Origin of the sequence: Dyella sp. RRB7, assembly GCF_022761115.1 — a bacterium.
GTDB lineage: Bacteria > Pseudomonadota > Gammaproteobacteria > Xanthomonadales > Rhodanobacteraceae > Dyella.
The window spans coordinates 703,456-722,815 of the sequence record NZ_JAKWJS010000001.1 but is presented as its reverse complement, the minus strand read 5'-3'; the positions used below and the strand labels follow the sequence as shown (position 1 = coordinate 722,815).

General features: G+C 66.7%; 20 protein-coding genes. 10 read left to right on the top strand and 10 right to left on the bottom strand.

Going from position 1 to position 19,360, the window contains the following annotated elements; all coding sequences use genetic code 11:
- Nucleotides 1-13 precede the first annotated feature (13 nt).
- The 9 genes from cydB to rph all read right to left on the bottom strand — a co-directional run bounded on the left by cydB (nt 14) and on the right by rph (nt 9,885).
- The gene (cydB, locus tag MJ606_RS03320; RefSeq protein WP_243047981.1) at nt 14-1,144 is read right to left on the bottom strand and encodes a cytochrome d ubiquinol oxidase subunit II; all 1,131 of its coding nucleotides are present in this window, start codon (nt 1,142-1,144) and stop codon (nt 14-16) included.
- Between the two features lie 10 nt (nt 1,145-1,154).
- On the bottom strand, nt 1,155-2,732 hold the full coding sequence (locus MJ606_RS03315) for a cytochrome ubiquinol oxidase subunit I (protein ID WP_243048578.1): 1,578 nt from the start codon (nt 2,730-2,732) through the stop codon (nt 1,155-1,157).
- A complete protein-coding gene (cydP, locus tag MJ606_RS03310) occupies nt 2,732-2,974 on the bottom strand; it encodes a cytochrome oxidase putative small subunit CydP (protein WP_243047980.1) in 243 nt (80 codons plus the stop codon). Before cydP ends, MJ606_RS03315 begins: the two co-directional genes overlap by 1 nt.
- Before the next feature lie 204 nt (nt 2,975-3,178).
- Nucleotides 3,179-4,501, bottom strand: a complete 1,323-nt coding sequence (pepQ, locus tag MJ606_RS03305; protein WP_243047979.1) for a Xaa-Pro dipeptidase — start codon at nt 4,499-4,501, stop codon at nt 3,179-3,181.
- Nucleotides 4,502-4,644: 143 nt separating this feature from the next.
- Nucleotides 4,645-5,004, bottom strand: coding sequence for a PilZ domain-containing protein (locus MJ606_RS03300; protein WP_243048577.1), 360 nt, complete (start codon nt 5,002-5,004; stop codon nt 4,645-4,647).
- Nucleotides 5,005-5,009: 5 nt separating this feature from the next.
- The gene (locus MJ606_RS03295; protein WP_243047978.1) at nt 5,010-7,283 is read right to left on the bottom strand and encodes a DUF1631 family protein; all 2,274 of its coding nucleotides are present in this window, start codon (nt 7,281-7,283) and stop codon (nt 5,010-5,012) included.
- 81 nt (nt 7,284-7,364) lie between these two features.
- Nucleotides 7,365-8,531, bottom strand: a complete 1,167-nt coding sequence (hemW, locus tag MJ606_RS03290) for a radical SAM family heme chaperone HemW (RefSeq protein ID WP_243048576.1) — start codon at nt 8,529-8,531, stop codon at nt 7,365-7,367.
- Nucleotides 8,532-8,533: 2 nt separating this feature from the next.
- Complete coding sequence (gene rdgB, locus MJ606_RS03285) at nt 8,534-9,133, bottom strand: RdgB/HAM1 family non-canonical purine NTP pyrophosphatase (RefSeq protein WP_243047977.1); 600 nt, start codon at nt 9,131-9,133, stop codon at nt 8,534-8,536.
- A gap of 20 nt (nt 9,134-9,153) precedes the next feature.
- On the bottom strand, nt 9,154-9,885 hold the full coding sequence (gene rph, locus MJ606_RS03280) for a ribonuclease PH (protein WP_243047976.1): 732 nt from the start codon (nt 9,883-9,885) through the stop codon (nt 9,154-9,156).
- A gap of 81 nt (nt 9,886-9,966) precedes the next feature.
- On the opposite strand from rph, the gene MJ606_RS03275 reads away from it, so the two are divergent.
- From MJ606_RS03275 to MJ606_RS03245, 7 genes are all read left to right on the top strand, one after another.
- A complete protein-coding gene (locus MJ606_RS03275) occupies nt 9,967-10,827 on the top strand; it encodes a YicC/YloC family endoribonuclease (RefSeq protein WP_243047975.1) in 861 nt (286 codons plus the stop codon).
- Nucleotides 10,824-11,459 (top strand): guanylate kinase, encoded by a 636-nt coding sequence (gene gmk, locus MJ606_RS03270; protein ID WP_243047974.1) that lies wholly within the window; start codon nt 10,824-10,826, stop codon nt 11,457-11,459. The genes MJ606_RS03275 and gmk overlap by 4 nt, the downstream gene beginning before the upstream one ends.
- Before the next feature lie 157 nt (nt 11,460-11,616).
- Nucleotides 11,617-12,453, top strand: coding sequence for an ATP-binding cassette domain-containing protein (locus MJ606_RS03265; RefSeq protein ID WP_243047973.1), 837 nt, complete (start codon nt 11,617-11,619; stop codon nt 12,451-12,453).
- Nucleotides 12,450-13,223, top strand: coding sequence for a lipid asymmetry maintenance ABC transporter permease subunit MlaE (gene mlaE, locus MJ606_RS03260; protein ID WP_243047972.1), 774 nt, complete (start codon nt 12,450-12,452; stop codon nt 13,221-13,223). The genes MJ606_RS03265 and mlaE overlap by 4 nt, the downstream gene beginning before the upstream one ends.
- Nucleotides 13,224-13,266: 43 nt before the next feature.
- Nucleotides 13,267-14,136 (top strand): outer membrane lipid asymmetry maintenance protein MlaD, encoded by an 870-nt coding sequence (gene mlaD, locus MJ606_RS03255; RefSeq protein ID WP_243047971.1) that lies wholly within the window; start codon nt 13,267-13,269, stop codon nt 14,134-14,136.
- A 53-nt stretch (nt 14,137-14,189) separates the two neighbouring features.
- Entirely contained in the window at nt 14,190-14,864 is a 675-nt protein-coding gene (locus tag MJ606_RS03250) for an ABC transporter substrate-binding protein (protein WP_243047970.1), read from the top strand.
- A gap of 14 nt (nt 14,865-14,878) precedes the next feature.
- A complete protein-coding gene (locus tag MJ606_RS03245; RefSeq protein WP_243047969.1) occupies nt 14,879-15,169 on the top strand; it encodes an STAS domain-containing protein in 291 nt (96 codons plus the stop codon).
- A 63-nt stretch (nt 15,170-15,232) separates the two neighbouring features.
- On the opposite strand, the gene MJ606_RS03240 is transcribed toward MJ606_RS03245, so the two are convergent.
- Nucleotides 15,233-16,072, bottom strand: a complete 840-nt coding sequence (locus MJ606_RS03240; protein WP_243047968.1) for a VacJ family lipoprotein — start codon at nt 16,070-16,072, stop codon at nt 15,233-15,235.
- Nucleotides 16,073-16,271: 199 nt separating this feature from the next.
- On the opposite strand from MJ606_RS03240, the gene rpoZ reads away from it, so the two are divergent.
- The 3 genes from rpoZ to MJ606_RS03225 all read left to right on the top strand — a co-directional run bounded on the left by rpoZ (nt 16,272) and on the right by MJ606_RS03225 (nt 19,318).
- Nucleotides 16,272-16,562, top strand: a complete 291-nt coding sequence (gene rpoZ / locus MJ606_RS03235; RefSeq protein WP_114238931.1) for a DNA-directed RNA polymerase subunit omega — start codon at nt 16,272-16,274, stop codon at nt 16,560-16,562.
- 133 nt (nt 16,563-16,695) lie between these two features.
- Complete coding sequence (locus tag MJ606_RS03230; RefSeq protein ID WP_243047967.1) at nt 16,696-18,861, top strand: bifunctional (p)ppGpp synthetase/guanosine-3',5'-bis(diphosphate) 3'-pyrophosphohydrolase; 2,166 nt, start codon at nt 16,696-16,698, stop codon at nt 18,859-18,861.
- A gap of 73 nt (nt 18,862-18,934) precedes the next feature.
- Nucleotides 18,935-19,318 carry a RidA family protein gene (locus tag MJ606_RS03225; protein ID WP_243047966.1) on the top strand — a complete coding sequence of 128 codons (384 nt, stop codon included), beginning with the start codon at nt 18,935-18,937 and terminating at the stop codon, nt 19,316-19,318.
- The last annotated feature ends 42 nt before the right edge of the window (nt 19,319-19,360 follow it).

Below are 19,360 nucleotides of genomic sequence, written 5' to 3'. Positions count from 1 at the left end.
CGTCGTTCCTCTCTCAGTAGCTGTGGCCGGACTGGCGCACGTGTTCCAGCGTCACGCGTCCGCGCAACACGCGGAACACCCAGCTGGTGTAGATGATGATGATCGGCATGAACACCGCCGTGGCGCCCAGCATCAGCGCCAGCGTGCCCTTGCTGGATGAGGCATCCCACACGGTGAGGCTAGAGCGCGGATCGATGCTGGACGGCAGCAGGAACGGGAACAGCGCGAAGCCCGCCGACAGGATGGTGCCGACCACCATCAGGCTGCTGCACAGGAAGCCGCCCAGCCCTTTCCTTGCCACGGTCAGCTGCACACCGATGGCGCCCAGCAGGCCCAGCACCGGCGCCAGCCAGAACCACGGGTACTGCATGTAGCTGGCGAACCAGCTGCTGCCGTGCGCCACTTCCTTGTACAGCGGGTTGGATACGCCACCGGTCACCACCGGGCCGACGATGGCGTAGCCCGGCACGCCGTACGCCAGCCAGATACCAGCCAGCACGTAGAACACCACATAGGCCAGGGTAGTCCAGCGCGCCACGCGCACGGCGCGCGTGGCGATCACCTGGTCGGCCTTGTAGGCCGCCCAGCAGGCGCCATGGGACAGCAGCATGGTCAGTGAGACAAGACCGGCCACCAGGGCGAACGGGTGCAGCAGTTCGAAGAAGCTGCCATGCCAGGTCATGCGCAGGTTGCCATCGAACTGGAACGGCACGCCAAGGAACAGGTTGCCGAAGGCCACGCCGGAAATCAGCATCACCACCACGCCGGACGCGGTGAGCACCCAGTCCCACAGGCTGCGCCAGCGTGCATCGTGGATTTTGCTGCGGAAGTTGAAGCCCACGGGTCGCAGGATGAAGGCCAGCAGCACCAGGAAGATCGCCAGGTACATGCCGGAGAACGACACGGCATACAGCGCCGGCCACGCGGCAAAGGCGGCGCCGCCACCCAGGATGAACCACACCTGGTTGCCCTCCCAGGTGGGCTCGATGGTTTCCAGCATTACCAGGCGCTCGTCGTCGGTGCGGCCCAGCACGCGCAGCAGCGCGGCGATGCCGAAGTCGAAACCGTCCATCACGGCGAAGCCGATGAGCAGGATGCCGAGCAGGGCCCACCAGATCACGCGCAGGGTTTCATAGTCGAACATGGCGTTCTCCTCAGGCCTTGGCAGCCAGCGTGGCGGGGGTGGGTGAAGGCGAGCTTGCGGGCCACAGGCCCAGCCCGTCCGGGCCCTTGCGGGCGTACTTCACCATCAGCACCGCATCGATGACCGCCAGCACGCTGTAGAACAACACGAAACCGCCCAGCGAAGTCCACACCTGGCCGGCCGTCACGCTGGACACGCCCAGCGCCGTCGGCAGCACGCCTTCGATGGCCCATGGCTGGCGACCGTACTCGGCCACGATCCAGCCCAGCTCCGCGGCGAGCCACGGCAGCGGCAGGCTCCACAGCGCAAGCTTCAGATACCAGCGATGCTTGTCCAGCTGGCGCTTGCTGGCCTTCCAGAACGAGAAGGCGAACAGCGCGATGAAATAGAAGCCGCAGGCCACCATGAGGCGGAACGACCAGAACAGCACCGGCACATTCGGGATGGTGCTGTCGGCGGCTTTCTGGATGTCCGCCGGCGTGGCCTGGCGGGGGTCTTCGATGAAGCGCTTGAGCAGCAGCGCGTAGCCCAAGTCCTTGTCATGCGCGGCCAGGATCGCCTTGGCCTGCGCGTTGTTGCGGTCCTCGCGCAGCACCAGCATGGCGTCATAGGCCTGGATGCCGGTGCCGATCTTGCTCTTGGCGTCCTCCACCAGGTTGGCGATGCCCGGGATCGGCTTGTCGATCGAGCGCGTGCCGATCAGGCCCATCACCCACGGAATGCGCAGCGCATAGTGCGTGGTCTTGTTCTCCACGTCGGGGATGCCGAACAGGGTGAACGAGGCGGGCGCCGGCTCGGTCTCCCACATGGCCTCGATCGCGGCCATCTTCATCTTCTGGTTTTCCGAGACGGCGTAGCCCGACTCGTCGCCCAGCACCACCACCGACAGCGCGGCCGCGAGACCGAAGCTGGCGGCCACCGTCATCGAGCGCTTGGCGAAATCCACGTTGCGCCCGCGCAGCAGGTACCAGGCGCTGATCGACAGCACGAACATCGAGCCGAGCACATAGCCGGCGCTTACCGTATGCACGAACTTGGCCTGCGCCACCGGGTTGAAGAACACTTCGCTGAAGGAGGTGACTTCCATGCGCATCGTCTCGGCGTTGAACGCCGAGCCGACCGGATTCTGCATCCAGCCGTTGGCCACCAGGATCCACAGCGCGGACAGGCTGGTGGCCAGTGCGAGGAACCAGGTCACCAGCAGGTGCCCCACGCGCGAGACGCGATTCCAGCCCATGAAGAACAGGCCGACCAGGGTGCCTTCGAGGAAGAACGCCATCAGCCCTTCGATGGCCAGCGGCGTGCCGAACACGTCGCCCACGTAGTGAGCGTAGTAGGCCCAGTTCATGCCGAACTGGAACTCCATGGTGACGCCGGTGGCGACGCCCATGGCGAAGTTGATGCCGAACAGCACGCCCCAGAACTGCACCATGCGCTTCCAGACTTCGCGCCCGGTCATGACATAGACGCTCTCCATGATGGCGAGCATCCACACCAGACCCAGCGTGAGCGGTACAAACAGGAAGTGATAGAGCGCGGTCAGCGCGAACTGCATGCGGGAGAGCGTAACGACATCGGAGTCGATGATCATGGGCTGTCTGCGTGCGAGGTGGAGGAAGCGGAAGCCGGTGCGAGCAGATGCTCGATCGCGGCGGGACGGGTATCCGGACGTGCGTAGGGCGCCATCGCCACCCACCAGATCAGCGTAAGCAGCACGATCTTGGCGAGCACCAACAGCATCAGTTCACCCGCCAGTCGCCGCAGCGGACGGCGTGGCGCGTCTCTTTGGACCGTATCGGAGGCTACCGAGCCGGCGGTCTGCATGGACATGCGAGAAGCCCCTTGCTGTACCTGGGGCGAGCATACGCAACCTGTGTGAAGTTGTCGTGCGGATGGTTGACGCAGCGGTGGATAGCCGCAGCCGCTGAAAATGCGTGGCGTAGATGCCGGGCATTCGTGTAGGGCGTGTCAGGAGCGGCCCGTCCGGTTGCGCCGGGCGGGCCACGATGGGGAGGGGCGAGTGCCCCCGTCGCGTCAGATCAGGGCGAATGCGTCGCGGGTGAGGTTTTCCGGCACGCCATTCGTGCACACCACATCGTCCTCGATGCGGATGCCACCGTAGGAGCGGAAGAAATCCACCTTGGCCCAGTCGATGTCGTTGGCGGCTGGCTTGTCGCGCAGCTCGTCCAGCAGCATGTCGATGAAATACAGGCCCGGCTCGATCGTCACCACCATGCCCGGCTCCAACACGCGGGTCATGCGCAGGTACGGGTGGCCCTGCGGGCGGGCGATGGTGCCGCCATGTTCGGTCTGCTGGAAGCCGGCGACATCATGCACCTGCAGGCCGATCGGATGACCCAGGCCATGCGGGAAGAACGCCGAGGTGACGCCGGATGCCACCGCGCTTTCGGGATTCATGCGGATGATGCCGTGCTCGCGCAGCACGTTGGCCAGCACATGGTGGGCGTGGATGTGCAACTCCGCATAGCTCTGGCCCGCGCGTACCTTGGCCACGAAAGCCTGCTGGGCGGCATCGACGCTGTCGATCAGCGCCTGGAACTCGCTATGGCCATAGGCGGCGTAGCTGCGCGTGATGTCGCTGGCGTAACCGGCGGCGCTGGCGCCCGCGTCGATCAGGAACGAGCGGCTCTGTGCCGGCGCCGTGCGGTCGAAGTGGGTGTAGTGCAGCACCGCGCCGTGCTCGTTGAGGCCGACGATGCTGGCGTAGGGCAGCTCGGCGTCGATCTGCCGGGCCGCGGCGAGGTAAGCCATATGGATGCCGAACTCGCTCTCGCCCGCGCGGAACGCCTGCTCGGCCGCCCGGTGCGCGCGGGCGCCGATGCGGCTGGCTTCACGCATCAGTTCCAGCTCGTAAGAGGTCTTGTACGAGCGATGCCAGTGCAGGTAATCCAGCACCGGCTGCGGATTGTTGGCCTGCGCACCCGGCACGCTCGGGCATTCGGGGCCGATGATGGCGCGGCGCGTGTGTTCGCCCGGCAGCAGGGAGACGGCATCGTTGGCGTTGCGCACGATCTCGATGTCGAAGTGCTCCACCCAGTAGCCGTTCGGCGCCGCCGGCACCACGTGCCAGTAATCCTGCGGCTGCAGGAAGATCAGCTTGGGCTTGTGGCCGGGCGTATGGACGATCCAGCTGCCTGGCGTGTCGGTCAGCGGCAGCCAGTGGCGGAAGTGTGGATTGGCGACGAACGGGTAATCCTGATCATCGAGAAACTTGCGCAACGGCGTGCCCGCGGCGATCACCAGATGATCGAACCCGCCCAGCGCAAGCGCCTTGTCGGCACGCTCGCGCAGCGTGGCCAGATGCTGGGAATAGAGCGGGGCGAGACGATCGTGCATGACAACTCCTGACTGGGCCTGCGGCGCAAGCGCTTGGCGGGCGGGTGGCGGCGACACCTTGGAGTGGGTAGCCGGGGGAGTGCGCATGATGGCGCGGCGGGAGCACCGGTGCCAGCGGTGACCGTCAGGCGTTCTGCGCTGGGCTAGCCCTGTCCCGGCTGTTCCAGCCAGGCGTCCAGCATCGCTGCATCCGCATCCGCGATGGCCACGATGCGATAGCCCGCCCATACCTGCCCCGGGCTGGCCGCCGCCTCATGCCATTGTTCCTGGATGCCCACCTCGATGGTCTGCGGTGAGCTGCCCAGGCCGGGCAGGGCCAGGCGGACCTGGTAGATCGCTTCGCTGCGCGGCGGATGGGCGCTGATCAGCAGCATGCCGTTGGACGACAGGTTGCCCAGGTGGCCGATGGGCTGGCCGCTGATGACGTCGGTGACCACGGCGGTGAAGTTGGCGCGCTTGCGCAGCGCGCGGCGCTGGTCGATGGAGGTGATGTTCTCGCCCACGTCGATCACGCTCCGCCCTGCCAGGCCGCCGGGTGCGGCCGGGTCGCTTGCCGCAAGTGGCTGGTCAGGGCCTGCCACGCGCGATCGAGCAAATTGTCGCGTGCGGGCGGCATCTCGCGCACGCGGCCGCGGGCCATTTCGTGGGCGAGCTGCTCCAGCGTTATTTCCTCGCTGCGCAGGCCGCGACGGGTGACGAACAGGCTGTTGCCGGAGACCGGCGAATACCAGGCCAGCTTGCGCTGGGTGACGCGCCCGCTGGCCGGCTCGATGAACTCGAACCAGGTGCCGAACGGCAGCTGGCGCAGGCGATGATGGATGCGTTGCTCCGGTGGTTCCAGCGGAGGGGCGGGCGGGCGCGGCGGTTCGGGCGCGGGCGCGTCGGCGGTGGCGTGTTCGCCCAGCCGCTGATGCTGTTTGAGCTTGAGCGCCAGCTCGGTCACCGTGGCCGAGTCGCTGGCGGCCGGCGCACTGGCGGGGATGCCCAGCAGCCGTTGCGCCACCTGGACGGATTCCTCCACGTGCATGCCGATCTGCTGCAGGCCCGCTTCCACTTCGGCCAGCAGCAGGCTGCGATCGTTGACCGGCAGCTGGCCGAGCAGCTGGTCGGTGATGCGCAACCGCGAGGCAAAGGCCTCGCTGTCTTCGCCATGGCGCAGCAGGGTGAGCGCGAGCACGTCGGACCAGGCGCGTTCCAGCAGGGTGCGCAGCAGGCCGCGCGGATGGCAGCGCTCGAAGCGTTCGGCCATCAGTTCCGCCGCGCGGTGGCGTGCCTGCTCCAGGCGCTCGCGGCCCTGCATGGCTTCCACCTGGCGCCGCTCGGCGATCTGCGCCTTGCGATTGAGCAGGCCCAGGTGATGTTCGATATCCGCCAGCAGGCTGGTGTAGAGGCCGGTGCTGGGTGGTTCGCGGCGGGCGCGTTCCACCAGCTGGTTGAGCTTGGCGGCGAGCGAACGGTCGGCCTCGCCATCGGGTCCGTCCAGCCAGTCGTTGGCCGCCTCGGCGACCGTGCCCAGCAGCTTGCGCGCGGGATGTTCGCGCTGGTTGAAAAAGCCCTGGTCGGCCACCGCCATGCGCAGCAGGGGCAGTTGCAGGTCGCCCAGCAGCGAATGGGCGTTGCCGTGGCGCTGGAGCTGCCCGCCGATCTGTTCGAACAGCATGGCGACCAGTTCCACCGTGTCGCCCTGTTCGTCGGTGAGGTGCGTCTGTCCGGCGCCGGCCGGCTTGCCGGTGTTGAGCTGGGTGAGCAACTCCTCGCGCAACGCCTTGGCGCTGCGCAGCTCACGCTGGGCCTGGTCGGCGACGTCGGTGACGTGCAGTTGCAGGGCATCGAGCGCCAGCTGCAGTTCTTCCGGCGTGGCGGCACGTGCGCCGCTGGGGTAGCTCAGCGAACCCTGGCCGGCACGATGCTGCGCGAGCATTTCGCGCAGGCTGTCGAGCACCGCGATGCTGTCGCTGCGCGCCGCGCCGGGCGCGATCGGGGCGGCGGCCGGTGTCGTCGGCTGGCGCATGCTGGCCGGCGCGGTTTCGGCCGCCGGGCCGCGTGGCTGCCGTTCCAGCTGCACGCGCGGTGGCGTGGGGAAGGCGCGCAACTGCGGCAGGATGCCGTCGCTGCGCAGGTGCTCGTTGACCGTCTCGTACAGCGAGGCCAGCGAATGCACTACGGCGGTGTCGAAGCTCTGCAGCATCAACAGGCGATGTTCCACCGGCAGTTCCAGCGGATCGCTGGCATCGCGAAACGAGACGGCCAGCGCCTGCGGGCCCAGCGGCAGGTCCGCGCCTTCGAGCGGCGGGTGGCCCACCAGCACGGCGAAGCGGTAGCCCAGTTCGAACAGCGGAGTGCCGTGGCGGGCCTCGCCGCGCGCCACCAGCTTGTCCAGCGCCACCGTTTGCTCGTGTTCGGTCTGGTCGAGCAATTCCAGCGGACGCCTCGGTGCCTCGGCTTCTTCCACCACTGCCGGCGTGGAGCCGAGCCGGCTGAAGTGCTGGCGCACGCCTTCGATAAAGCGCCGTTCGATGCTGCCGCGCTGCTGCAGCAGCAGTTGGCGGCTGAGCAGGTATTGCTGCTGTTCCAGGTGGTTGCGCGAGCGTTCGGCCAGTGAATAGAAGCGCTGCTCGATATCGCCCAGGCATAGGCGCATCGGCGCCTCCAGCCAACTGGTGCACAGTGCGTGGGTTTCCTCGATCAGGCGCCGGGCGCGCGACGGCCAGCCGGCATGGTCGGGGCGGATGTCCCGATCAGATGCAAACGGCTGACGTCGACCCTGCTGTTCGACATCCATGACAGACCCTGTCAGTTCCCCCCGGAGATGGGCAGAGTCTAAGCGGGCCGGGGCGTGGCCGCCATCGGCCGGAAGGCGGATTCAGTCAAGGAATGCGGCGATCACATCGTTGAGAAAGCGCTGGCCCAGTGGGGTGGTGCGCAGCAGGCTAGGGCTTTCGGCCAGCCATCCACGCTGACGGGCGGCCGCCAGCGCGGTGGCGATGCGCTCGTCGGGCAGGCCGGTGCGCTGGGTAAAGTCGGCCATCGGCACGCCGTCGATCAGGCGCAGGGCATTGAGCATGTACTCGAACGGCAGTTCGTCCGGGGCCACCGGGGCATCACCGCCGATGCGCTCCGGACCGCCCGGCGCCGCCAGATAGGCCTTGGGATGGCGGGTCTTCCAGCGGCGTCGCACCGTGCCGGTGGCCGTATCGCTGAGCTTGCCATGGGCGCCGGCGCCGATGCCCAGGTAGTCGCCGAAGCGCCAGTAATTGAGGTTGTGCACGCAGCGCCGGTCGGCTTGGGCATAGGCGGACACCTCGTACTGGGCGTAGCCCGCCTCGGCCAGGCGCTGCTCGCAGGCTTCCTGCATGGCCCAGGCGTGGTCGTCGTCCGGCAGCGGCGGGGGATTGGCGGCGAACGCCGTGTTGGGTTCCAGGGTCAGCTGGTAATGCGAGACATGCGTGGGTTGCAGCGCCACGGCGCGCTCGACGTCGGCCAGCGCGCCTTCCAGCGCCTGTTCCGGCAGTGCGTACATCAGGTCGAGGTTGATGTTGGCGTAACCGGCATCCTGGGCCGACTTCACCGCCGCCTCGGCCTCGCCGGCCGAGTGGATGCGGCCCAGCCGGCGCAGCTTGTCGTCGTCGAAGCTCTGGATGCCGAACGACAGGCGATTCACGCCGGCAGCGAGATAGCCATCGAAACGGCCATGCTCGACCGTGCCCGGGTTGGTCTCCAGGGTGATCTCGGCGCCTTCGACCAGGGGCAGGCGCGAGCGCACGCCATCGAGGAAGCGATCGATCAGTTCCGGCGCGAACAGGCTGGGCGTGCCGCCGCCGAAGAAAATGCTGTGCACCGGCCGCCCGCTGGCGGCCGCACCGAAATCGCGCAGGTCGGCATCGAGGTCGGCCAGCAACGCATCCACATAGGCCGCGTACGGCGGCGGATCGCCACGCAGCCCGTGCGAGTTGAAATCGCAATAGGGACACTTCTTCACGCACCACGGCATGTGGACGTACAGCGACAACGGCGGTGCGATCAGCGGCATGTTCACAGGTGCGGCGTTTCCAGGCGGTGACGCAATTGCGCCAGCGCCCGGCCGCGATGGCTGATGCGGTTTTTCAGGCCCGGCGGCAGCTCGGCGGCGCTCACCGTTTCACCGTCGGGCAGGAACAGCGGGTCATAGCCGAAGCCTTGCGTGCCACGCTGCTCGGTCAGCACGCGGCCATGCCAGCGGCCCTCGGCGATCAGCGGCGCGGGGTCATCGGCGTGTTGCAGCAGCACCAGCACGCAGATGAAGAACGCGCCACGCCGTTCCGTCGGCACGCCATCCAGCTCGCGCAGCAGCTTGGCATTGTTGGCCGCGCTGTCGCCGTGGCCGCCGCTGTAGCGGGCCGAATAGAGGCCCGGCGCGCCGTGCAGATGGTCGACGCACAGCCCGGAGTCGTCGGCCAGCGCGGGCAGGCCGCTGAGCCGGGCCGCATGGCGAGCCTTGAGCAAGGCGTTCTCCACGAAGCTCAGGCCGGTCTCCTCCACGTCTTCCACCGCGTATGCCGACTGCGCCACGAAGCTGCGCCCGCTGTCGGCGAGCAGCTGGTTGAATTCGGTCAGTTTGCCGGGATTGCTGCTGGCCAGGACGATGCGCGACATGCAAGGGATTCCGTGTGGACTCAGGGTAGTTCCAGCGCCGCGCGCTGGGCGGCCACCAGTTCGCCGATGCCTTTTTCGGCCAGGCCGAGCAGGGCGTCCATTTCATCGCGGCGGAAGGCATGGCCCTCGGCGGTGCCTTGCACCTCGATGAAACCGCCGCCGTCATTCATCACCACGTTCATGTCGGTATCGCAGTTGGAATCCTCGGCATAGTCGAGGTCGAGCACCGGCACGCCCTGGTAGATGCCCACCGACACTGCCGCGATGGCGCCGACGACCGGGTTGCGACGGAGGTTCTCGCGCTTCATCAGCAGGCTCACCGCGTCGACCAGCGCCACATAGGCGCCAGTGATGGCGGCGGTGCGGGTACCGCCATCGGCCTGGATCACGTCGCAGTCGAGCGTGATGACGCGCTCGCCCAGCGCCTGGCGATCCACGCAGGCGCGCAGGCTGCGGCCGATCAGGCGCTGGATCTCCATGGTGCGGCCACCCTGGCCGCCGCGCGCGGCTTCGCGCTGCATGCGGGTATTGGTGGCGCGCGGCAGCATGCCGTATTCGGCGGTGATCCAGCCTTCACCCTTGCCGCGCAGCCACGGCGGCACGCGGTCTTCGATGCTGGCGGTGCACAGCACCCGGGTATCGCCAAAACTGATCAGCACCGAGCCTTCGGCGTGACGGGTGTAGTGACGTTCGATGGTGACGGTGCGCAGCTGGTCGCTGGCGCGGCCACTGGGGCGGCTTTGGGGGCTCATGGGGCGAGTGGCCTTAGGAATTGGGCAAGGCAGGGCGGGAGAGTTTACCATTGCGCCTTTCCAGACATCCGCAGGCCCTCGATGATCCGCAGCATGACGGCTTATGCCTCCGCCGAGACCAGTGGCCCCGCCGGGACGCTCAGCTGCGAACTGCGCACGGTCAATCACCGCTATCTCGAGCTGAGTCCGCGCCTGCCCGACGAGCTGCGCGTGTTCGAATCGGCCCTGCGCGAGCGCATCGCGGCCCGCCTCTCGCGCGGCAAGGTGGACGTCACCGTGCGCCTGCGCGGTGAATCGCGCGGCGACGCGCTGCAGGTCAATGCCGGCATGCTGGCCCGCCTGTCGGAGCTGGCGCGGGATCTCGAAGCGCGCTTTCCGCGCATGGCCATCGAGTTCACCGAGCTGCTGCGTTTCCCCGGCGTGGTGCAGCAGGCGGAAGTGGAACCCGAGGTGCTGCAGGCCGCCTTGCTGGAAGCGCTGGAGCGTGCGCTCGATGCGCTCACCGCCACCCGCGAACGCGAGGGCGCCAAGCTGGGCGAGCTGCTGGTGGATCGCCTGGACGCCATCGAACGCATCGTGGCCGACGTGCGCAGCTTCATGCCGCAGATTCGCGAAGGCTTGCGCGCGCGGCTGGAATCGCGCCTGGCCGACATCAAGCAGCCCGCCGATCCGGGCCGGTTGGAGCAGGAACTGGTGCTGCAGATCACCCGCAGCGACGTGGATGAGGAACTCGACCGCCTGAGCACGCATATCGCCGAAACGCGCCGCGTGCTGGGCATGCAGGAGCCGGTCGGGCGTCGCCTGGATTTCCTCATGCAGGAGTTCAACCGCGAGGCCAATACGCTCGGCTCCAAGGCCGTCGACGCGCGTAGCACCAATGCCGCGGTGGAGCTGAAGGTGCTGATCGAGCAGATGCGCGAGCAGGTGCAGAACATCGAATGAACGCGATGACGCCAGTCACTGCCGAAGGCACCTTGTTCGTGGTGGCCGCACCCTCGGGCGCGGGCAAGTCCACCCTGGTCAACGCGCTGCTGGAACGCGAGCCCACGATCTCGCTGTCGATCTCGCATACCACGCGGCCGCCGCGTCCGGGCGAGCAGTATGGGCGGCATTACTATTTCGTCGAGCGCCAGGCGTTCGAGCGCGAGATTGCCGATGGCGTCTTCCTCGAGCATGCCGAAGTGCATGGCAATCTCTATGGCACGTCGCGCACCACCGTGGACGAGCTGTTGGGGCAGGGCCGCGATGTGCTGCTGGAAATCGACTGGCAGGGCGCGCGGCAGATCCGCAAGAGCAAACCCGATTGCGTGAGCGTGTTCATCCTGCCGCCGTCGCGTACCGAGCTGGAGCGCCGCCTGCGCGGGCGCGGCTTGGACAGCGCCGAGGTGATCGCCCGCCGCCTGCACAATTCGCGCGAGGAAATCGCCCACGCGCACGAGTTCGACTACATCATCGTCAACGACGACTTCGACGTGGCTCTTGGCGACCTGCAGGCCATCGTGCGCGCGGTGCGCCAGCGCAGCAGCCTGCAGTGGCAGCGTCATGAGACGCTGATTGCCGAGCTGTTGGCCTGATGCCGGCAGGGTGGGGTGGCGTCGCCATGTCCTGATCCGCCGGCCCGTCCGCAAGATGCTGTTTTGTTAGCCATTCCTGAGTGCCGCCTGGCCCGGTGCATGGCCTTCACCGCCGTATTCCGCTAACGTGCCCGCTTTCCCCAGCGCAGCCTCGCCCATGACCGACTCCGTCAGCGCCAAGCCTGAAGACAGCACCCTGGTGCGCGTCCGTGGCCTGACCACGGTGCTCAATGGCAAGAAAGTGTTCGATGCGCTGGACATGGATATCCCGCGCGGCAAGATCACCGCGATCATGGGGCCCAGCGGTACCGGCAAGACCACCTTGCTGAAACACATCACCGGCCAGATGCGCGGCGACGCGGGCGAGATCGTGGTCGATGGCCAGAACGTGTCGTCGCTATCGCGCGAAAAGCTGTTCGAGCTGCGCGAGCGCATCGGTTACCTGTTCCAGAATTCCGCCCTGCTCACCGATTTCGATGTGTTCGAGAATGTGGCGTTTCCGCTGCGCCAGCACACCAAGCTGCCGGAAGTGCTGATCCGCAACATCGTGCTGACCAAGCTGCAGGCGGTGGGCTTGCGTGGCGCCGCCGCGCTGCTGCCCGCCGAGCTGTCGGGCGGCATGGCGCGCCGCGTGGCGCTGGCCCGCGCCATCGTGTTCGACCCGATGCTGATTCTTTATGACGAGCCGTTCGTCGGCCTCGATCCGATCGCGTTGAACCAGGTGCTCAAGCTGATCCGCACGCTCAACCAGACGCTGGGCATCACTAGCGTGCTGGTGGCCCACGAGTTGGAGGCGATCAAGCGGGTGGCCGACCACATCTACCTCATTGCCAATGGCAAGGTGGTGGCGCAGGGCGATCCCAAGACGATTGCCAATGACGGCTCGCCGTGGACGCGGCAGTTCTTCGGTGGCGAGGCCGACGGCCCGGTGCCGTTCCAGTATCCGGCGGGCGACTATGCGGCCTCGCTCGGTTTTCCGCGGGGTAATCCATGAGCGTGCCGATGCGTCGAGACAATATCGTGCTGCGCTCGCTGGCGCAGATCGGCGATTGTGCGCTGTTCCTGCTGCGCATTCTCGCGGCCATCCCGCGCAGCCTGCGCCATGTGCGCGAGACGGTGCGCCAGCTGTGGTTCGTCGGCGCGATGAGCCTGATCATCATCATGGTCTGTGGCCTGTTCGTGGGCATGGTGCTGGGGCTGCAGCTGTATGACGTGCTGTCGATTTTCGGTGGCACCTCGGCCACCGGCACGGTGGTGGCGATCGCGATCTACCGCGAGTTGGGTCCGGTAGTGACGGCGTTGCTGTTTGCCGGCCGCGCGGGCACCTCGATTACCGCCGAGATCGGCCTGATGCGCGCCACCGACCAGATCGCCGCGATGGAGATGATGGCGGTGGACCCGATCGCCTATGTGGCCGTGCCCCGTTTCCTGGCGGGTGTGATCGCCATGCCGCTGCTGTGCTGCGTGTTCTGCGCGCTGGGCATCTTCGGCGGCCACCTGGTCGGCGTGAGCTGGCTGGGCATCGACAACGGCACGTTCTGGTCGAACATGACCGCCAGCGTCGAGCTGGTGAAGGACGTGATCAACGGCGTGCTGTGGAAGAGCGTGGTGTTCGGCACCGTGGTGTCGCTCATCGCCGTGTTCCAGGGCTACACCACGCCGCCGACCAGCGAGGGCGTGGCGTATGCCACCACCCGTACCGTGGTCGCTTCGTCGATCGCCATCCTGGCGCTCGATTTCGTGCTCACCGCGTTCTTGATGTGAGCGCCATGACCGTATCAACCCACCTTTCATTGAGGATCGTGCCGTGAGCCAGAGACAATCCTATGCCGTCGGCACCGGCCTGTTCATCGTGCTCGGCTTCGCCGCGCTCGGCTATCTCGCCACCCAGACCACCTCGGTGGCCAACACCAGTCGTGGCCCCAGCTACACCGTCGAGGCCCACTTCGCCAATATCGGCCAGCTCAAGGAGCGTGCGCCGGTGAAGGTGGCCGGCGTGCGCATCGGCCAGGTGCAGTCGATCGTGCTCGATCCGGGCAAGGAGACGGCCGATGTGAAGCTGTCCATCGACCAGCGCTACAACCAGATTCCCGACGACTCGGTCGCCACCATCTTCACCAGCGGCCTGCTGGGCGACCAGTACGTGGGTGTCCAGTACGGCCATTCGAAGAACCCCGTGGCCGCTGGCGGCACGCTGGCGCTCACCCGTCCGGCGCAGCAGCTGGAGGAGATGCTCGGCAAGTTCTTCGGTGCCGGCGGCGTGGCGGACAACCTGTCCGGCAGCTACCTGGTCAAGGCGCGCTTCAGCAATATCGGCGCGCTTTCGGTCGGGGCCCCGGTCAAGATGGCCGGCGTGGCGATCGGCAGCGTGCAGTCGATCCAGGCCGACCCGGTCAAGCTCGATGCGGAAGTGACCCTGGCCATCGACAAGAAGTACAGCCAGATCCCGGATGACTCGGCCGCCGCCGTGTTCACCAGTGGTTTGATCGGCACCCAGTACGTTGCCATCCAGCCCGGCGGTTCGCCCGACATGCTGAAAAACGGCGACGAGATGGTGCTGACCCAGTCGGCGATGCAGATCGAGGACCTTATCGGCAAATTCCTGGTTAGTGGTTCGTCCACCGATGCCAAGAAGGACGCCGACAACGGCAAGGCTGGCGCCGGCGACAAGCATTGAACCGGCGCATTGCGTACCGATATTCCCCCAAGATCCCGTTCAGGAGTTTCCCCATGTTGCGCAGTCTGGCTCTTGCCACCGCCGTCGCTTTCGGTAGCGTGATCGCCGTGCCCGCATTCGCCCAGGATGCCGCGGCGACCGCGGGCGCCCAGCAGACGCCGCCCCAGGTGGTGCAGGCGATTTCCGACCAGCTCTCCAAGGCCATCGAGGGCCACCAGGCGGAGCTGAAGAACAATCATGAAAAGCTGATCGGCGTGATCGACAGCGTGTTCCTGCCGCACTTCGACATCGACTACGCGTCGATCCTGGTGCTGGGCCAGCATGCCCGCGAAGCCAGCCCGGAACAGCGCTCCCGTTTCGCCAAGGCGTTCTACAACTCGATCACCCATCGTTACGCCGAGGGCCTGCTCGACTACACCCGTGGTCGCGTGAAGGTGCTGCCGTTCAACGGCGACCTCAACGACAAGCGCACCATCGTGCGTACCCAGGTGACGATGGACGATGGCAAGACCGTGGCGGTCGACTACGCGTTCCGCAAGGATCGCGATGGCAACTGGAAGGCCTACGACGTGATCATCGAAGGCATTTCCTACATCACCAATTACCGCAACCAGGTCGACGCCGAGATCCGCAAGGTCGGCATCGACCAGCTGATCACCAACCTCGAGACCCAGGGCGAGAAGGCGCTGGAGACGATGGAAAAGGACAGCGGGAATACCACCAAGTGATGGCTTCCGGGCACGTGCCAGTGCAGGTCGATGACGGTACGCCGGGCAGCGTGCGCGTGTCCGGCGCCTTGACGTTCGCCAGCGCGGCCGCCGCGCTCGATGCCCTCACGGCGGCGGTGGCGCGCGATGGCCGCCATACGCTCGACCTCGCCGGCGTGACGCGCACCGATAGCGCGGGCCTGGCCTGCGTGCTGGCGGTGCTGGCGGCGTCGGCGCGGCAGGGACGCAAGCTGTCCGTGCGCAACATGCCCGAGGGCATGCACCTGCTGGCCAGCGTCTGCGAGGTGGAAGGCCTGTTGGCCTGAGCGTCGGTGGTGTTGCGGTAATGAAAAGGGGCCTTGCGGCCCCTCTTTCATGCATGAATCCAATTAGTTCGGTGCTGGATTCTGGGTCGGCTTCGCCGGCTGCTTGTTCTCCCACTTCTGCTGTTCGTCCAGCAGCTGGTCGGGATCGAAGTTCTTGTCCTTCAGGCCCTGCATCTGCTCGATCACGTCGGTGGGCGGATTGCCGTCATAGATCTGGTAGATGCGTTGCTGGCGATACGCGTCGCGGATGAAGGCGTAGGGGTCGTAGGCCGAGGCCAGGAAGCTCTCGGCATCGATCGCGGACGAGCGCAGCGTCACCAGGTAGAGCGCCTGCGGGATGTATTGCTGGCCGAACTCGTAGTGGTTGTTGCGCTCGTAGTAGCTCAGCGGGTCGAAGAAATAGCCGTCCACCGGCAGGCGCCACACGTCGCGGACCGTCGATGGACCCATCAGGGGCAGCATCAGGTAGCCGCCTTCCGGCACGCCCCAGTGCGCCAGGGTGATGCCGAAGTCGGTTTCGTTGAGCGGGATGCCGAGCTGGCTGGCCGGGTCGAAGAAGCCGCCGATGCCCAGGGTCAGGTTCACCAGGAAGCGGCCGCTGCCCTGGATGGCCTGCCAGGGACGAGCCTGCAGCAGGTCATTGGCCACCGTGATCGGCATATGGATGTTGGTGAAGAAGTCGCTCACGCAGCGGCGGATGGTGGGGTTGGTCACCTTGCGGTAACCCACCGCGACCGGCCGGACCACGGCCTTGTCCACCGAGTCGTTGAAGGCGTAGACCTTCCGGTTGAACTTCTCGTAGGGATCGTCGGTGCGTGGCTTGGCGATCGTGCAGCCGGCCAACAGGACCAGTGCCACCAGGGGCAGGCTGCGTGGGAGGAGTGAGCGGAAGGCGGACGGCATCGGTGGCGACAGTCCTGGGGGCTAGAGGGAGTACAATATTGTACTGTCTGGTTTTTTATTATGTACAGGCCCCCTAGTTTCCGGGGACAGAGCTGCAGACTGCGTGAACTGCGCATCATACGTCTTGCTGCATTGCCAGCAAAGCGGCCGCTGGCTACACTGACAGGTGATAAGTCGCTTTATTCTCTAAGGATTTCAGATGGCCCGCATTACCGTCGAAGACTGCCTGCAGGTAGTCGACAACCGCTTCGAACTGGTGCTCATGGCGACCAAGCGCGCCCGCCAGCTCGCCAAGGGTGCCGAGCCGGCAGTCAATCCCGATCACGACAAGCCGACCGTGCTCGCCCTGCGCGAGATCGCCGACCGCCGCATCGACCAGGCCACCATCGACGAGATCGACAAGGCCGAGCGCGAGCGTGCCGAACGCGAGGCGCTGGAGTGGGCCGCCGCCGAGGTGGACGACGACCTCTCCAAGGGCGGAGACGACTGATGGAAGGCGGCGGCTGTAGACAGCGAGCGATTCAGGCCGGCATGTCCGGCTTGGCCTGCTCGCGCCTCCATGCCGCCACCCTCGCCACCGTCAAACGCGGCGAGGCGGTCGCCTGAGCGGGGACCGAACATCCATGCCGGCCGTCACGGACTCCTCGCCCCTGGATTCCTCGACGCTGCCGCCGTATGTGCTGGCGCTGAAGGAGCGCGTGGCCTATCTGCCGGAAGCGCAAGTGGCGCGCGTGATCCGTGCCTACGAAGTGGGCGCCCGCGCGCACGAGGGCCAGGCCCGCAAGAGCGGCGAGCCCTACATCACGCACCCGGTCGCCGTGGCCGGCATCCTGGCCGAGCTGGGCCTGGACGCCGAGACCATCATCGCGGCGATCCTGCATGACACGCTGGAAGACACCACGCTGAGCCGTACCGAGCTTGCCGGCGAGTTCGGCGAGACGGTGGCCGAGCTGGTCGACGGCGTCACCAAGCTGGACAAGATGAGCTTCAGCAGCCGCCAGGAGGCGGACGCGGAAAGTTTCCGCAAGATGCTGCTGGCGATGGCGCGCGACCTGCGCGTGATCCTCATCAAGCTGGCCGACCGCCTGCACAACATGCGCACGCTGGGCGCCAAGGATGCCCCCTCGCGCCGCCGCATCGCGCGCGAGACGCTGGAAATCTACGCGCCCATCGCGCAGCGCCTGGGCATGAACAAGTTCAAGGCGGAACTGCAGGACCTGGGTTTCCGCGCGCTGTATCCCGATCGCTACCGCGTGATCAGCGAGCGCATCCGCGCCGCGCTGGGCAACCGGCGCGAGGCGATGGGCAAGATCGAGGCGGCGCTGTCGGCGCGCCTGACGGCCGAACACCTCACCGCGCGGGTGGTGGGGCGCATCAAGTCGCCGTGGAGCATCTATTCGAAGATGCACAACGAGCACAAGAGCTTTGCACAGCTGATGGATGTGTACGGCTTCCGCGTGGTGGTCGACTCGGCAATGAGCTGCTACATGGCGCTGGGCGCCGTGCATGGGCTGTACAAGCCGGTGGATCGTCGCTTCAAGGATTTCATCGCCATTCCCAAGGCCAACGGTTACCAGTCGCTGCATACCGTGCTGCTGGGGCCATTCGGCGCACCGATCGAAGTGCAGGTCCGCACCGCCGAAATGGATTCCGTGGCCGAGCGCGGCGTGGCGGCGCACTGGGCCTACAAGACCGATTCCGGTCCCGCGAACAGCGCGCAGGCGCGCGCGCGCGAGTGGCTATCGTCGCTGGCCGACAGCCAGGCCAACACGGCCTCGTCGTCGGAGTTCATCGAGAACGTCAAGATCGACCTGTTCCCGGACGAGGTCTACCTGTTCACCCCGCGCGGTGACATTCTCTCGTTGCCGCGCAACGCCACCGCGCTCGACTTCGCCTATGCCGTGCACACCGACGTGGGCGATCACGCCGTGGCGGCGCGGGTGGACAAGAAACTGCTGCCGCTGCGCACGCGCCTGGAATCGGGGCAGCTGGTGGAAATCATCACCGCGCCGTCCGCCGTGCCCAATCCCGCATGGCTGGAGTCGGTGGTCACTGGCAAGGCGCGTACGGCGATCCGCCAGTACCTCAAGCACCTGCAGCACGAGGATGCGGTGGACTTCGGCCATCGCATGCTCGACCGCGCGCTCGACGCGCTGGGCAGCAGCCTCGATGCGATTCCGCCGGCCGTGCTCGATCGTTTCCTGGAAACCTCCAAGCTCAAGCGTCTGGAGGAACTGCTTTCCGACATTGCGCTGGGCAACCGCATGCCGCACCTGGTCGCCAGCCAGCTGGTGGCGGCGCGCGGCAAGAAGGCTTCCGATGCGCAGGCCGCGCCGCATGCGGCGGAGAAGATCCACATCACCGGCGCCGAGCGCGGCGTGCTGAGCTTCGGCAACTGCTGCCATCCGCTGCCGGGCGACGAGATCATCGGCTACCTGTCCTCGGGCAAGGGCATCGTGGTGCATCGGGTGGAATGCCCGAACGTGGTGGAGCTGCGCAAGTCGCCGGAGCGTTGCGTGGCGATCGAGTGGGACCGCGACGTGCAGGGCGACTACCGCGCCGAGCTGCGCATCGAGGTCATCAACCGTCCCGGCGTGCTGGCCACGGTGGCGGCGGCCATCGCGGCGGCCAACTCCAATATCGAGAACGTGGAATACGTCGAGCGCGATGCGTCGGCGGCCACCTTGCTGTTCGCGCTGGAAGTGAAGAACCGCAAGCATCTGGCCGAAGTGATCCGGCGCGTGCGTCGCACCGGCGTGGTCAGCGGCGCCTACCGCTACCCGTTGTAGTTTTCCGTCCGCGGGACAGCCTGCCGAACTGGGCTTACACTCTGCGCTTTCACCTTCGCGCAGAGGATTTGTCATGTCCCGCAGCATCATCGCCACCGACCAGGCCCCCGCCGCCATTGGCCCGTATTCGCAGGCCGTGCGCGCCGGCAACACGGTGTATTTCTCCGGACAGATCCCGCTCGATCCGGCCACGGGCAACCTGATCGAGGGCAGCATTGCCGCGCAGACGCGTCGCGTGTTCGATAACCTCAAGGCCGTGGCCGAGGCCGCGGGCGGTTCGCTCGACAAGATCGTGCGCGTGGGCATCTACGTGACCAACCTGGGGCACTTCTCCACGGTCAACGAAGTGATGGCCGAATATTTCCAGGCGCCGTACCCGGCGCGCTCCACCATCGAAGTGTCCGCGCTGCCGAAGATGGCCGACGTGGAAGTCGATGCCGTCATGGTGCTGGACTGATCCATCGGCGGTTCCTGCGCCGACAGCGGATGGGCAACCACC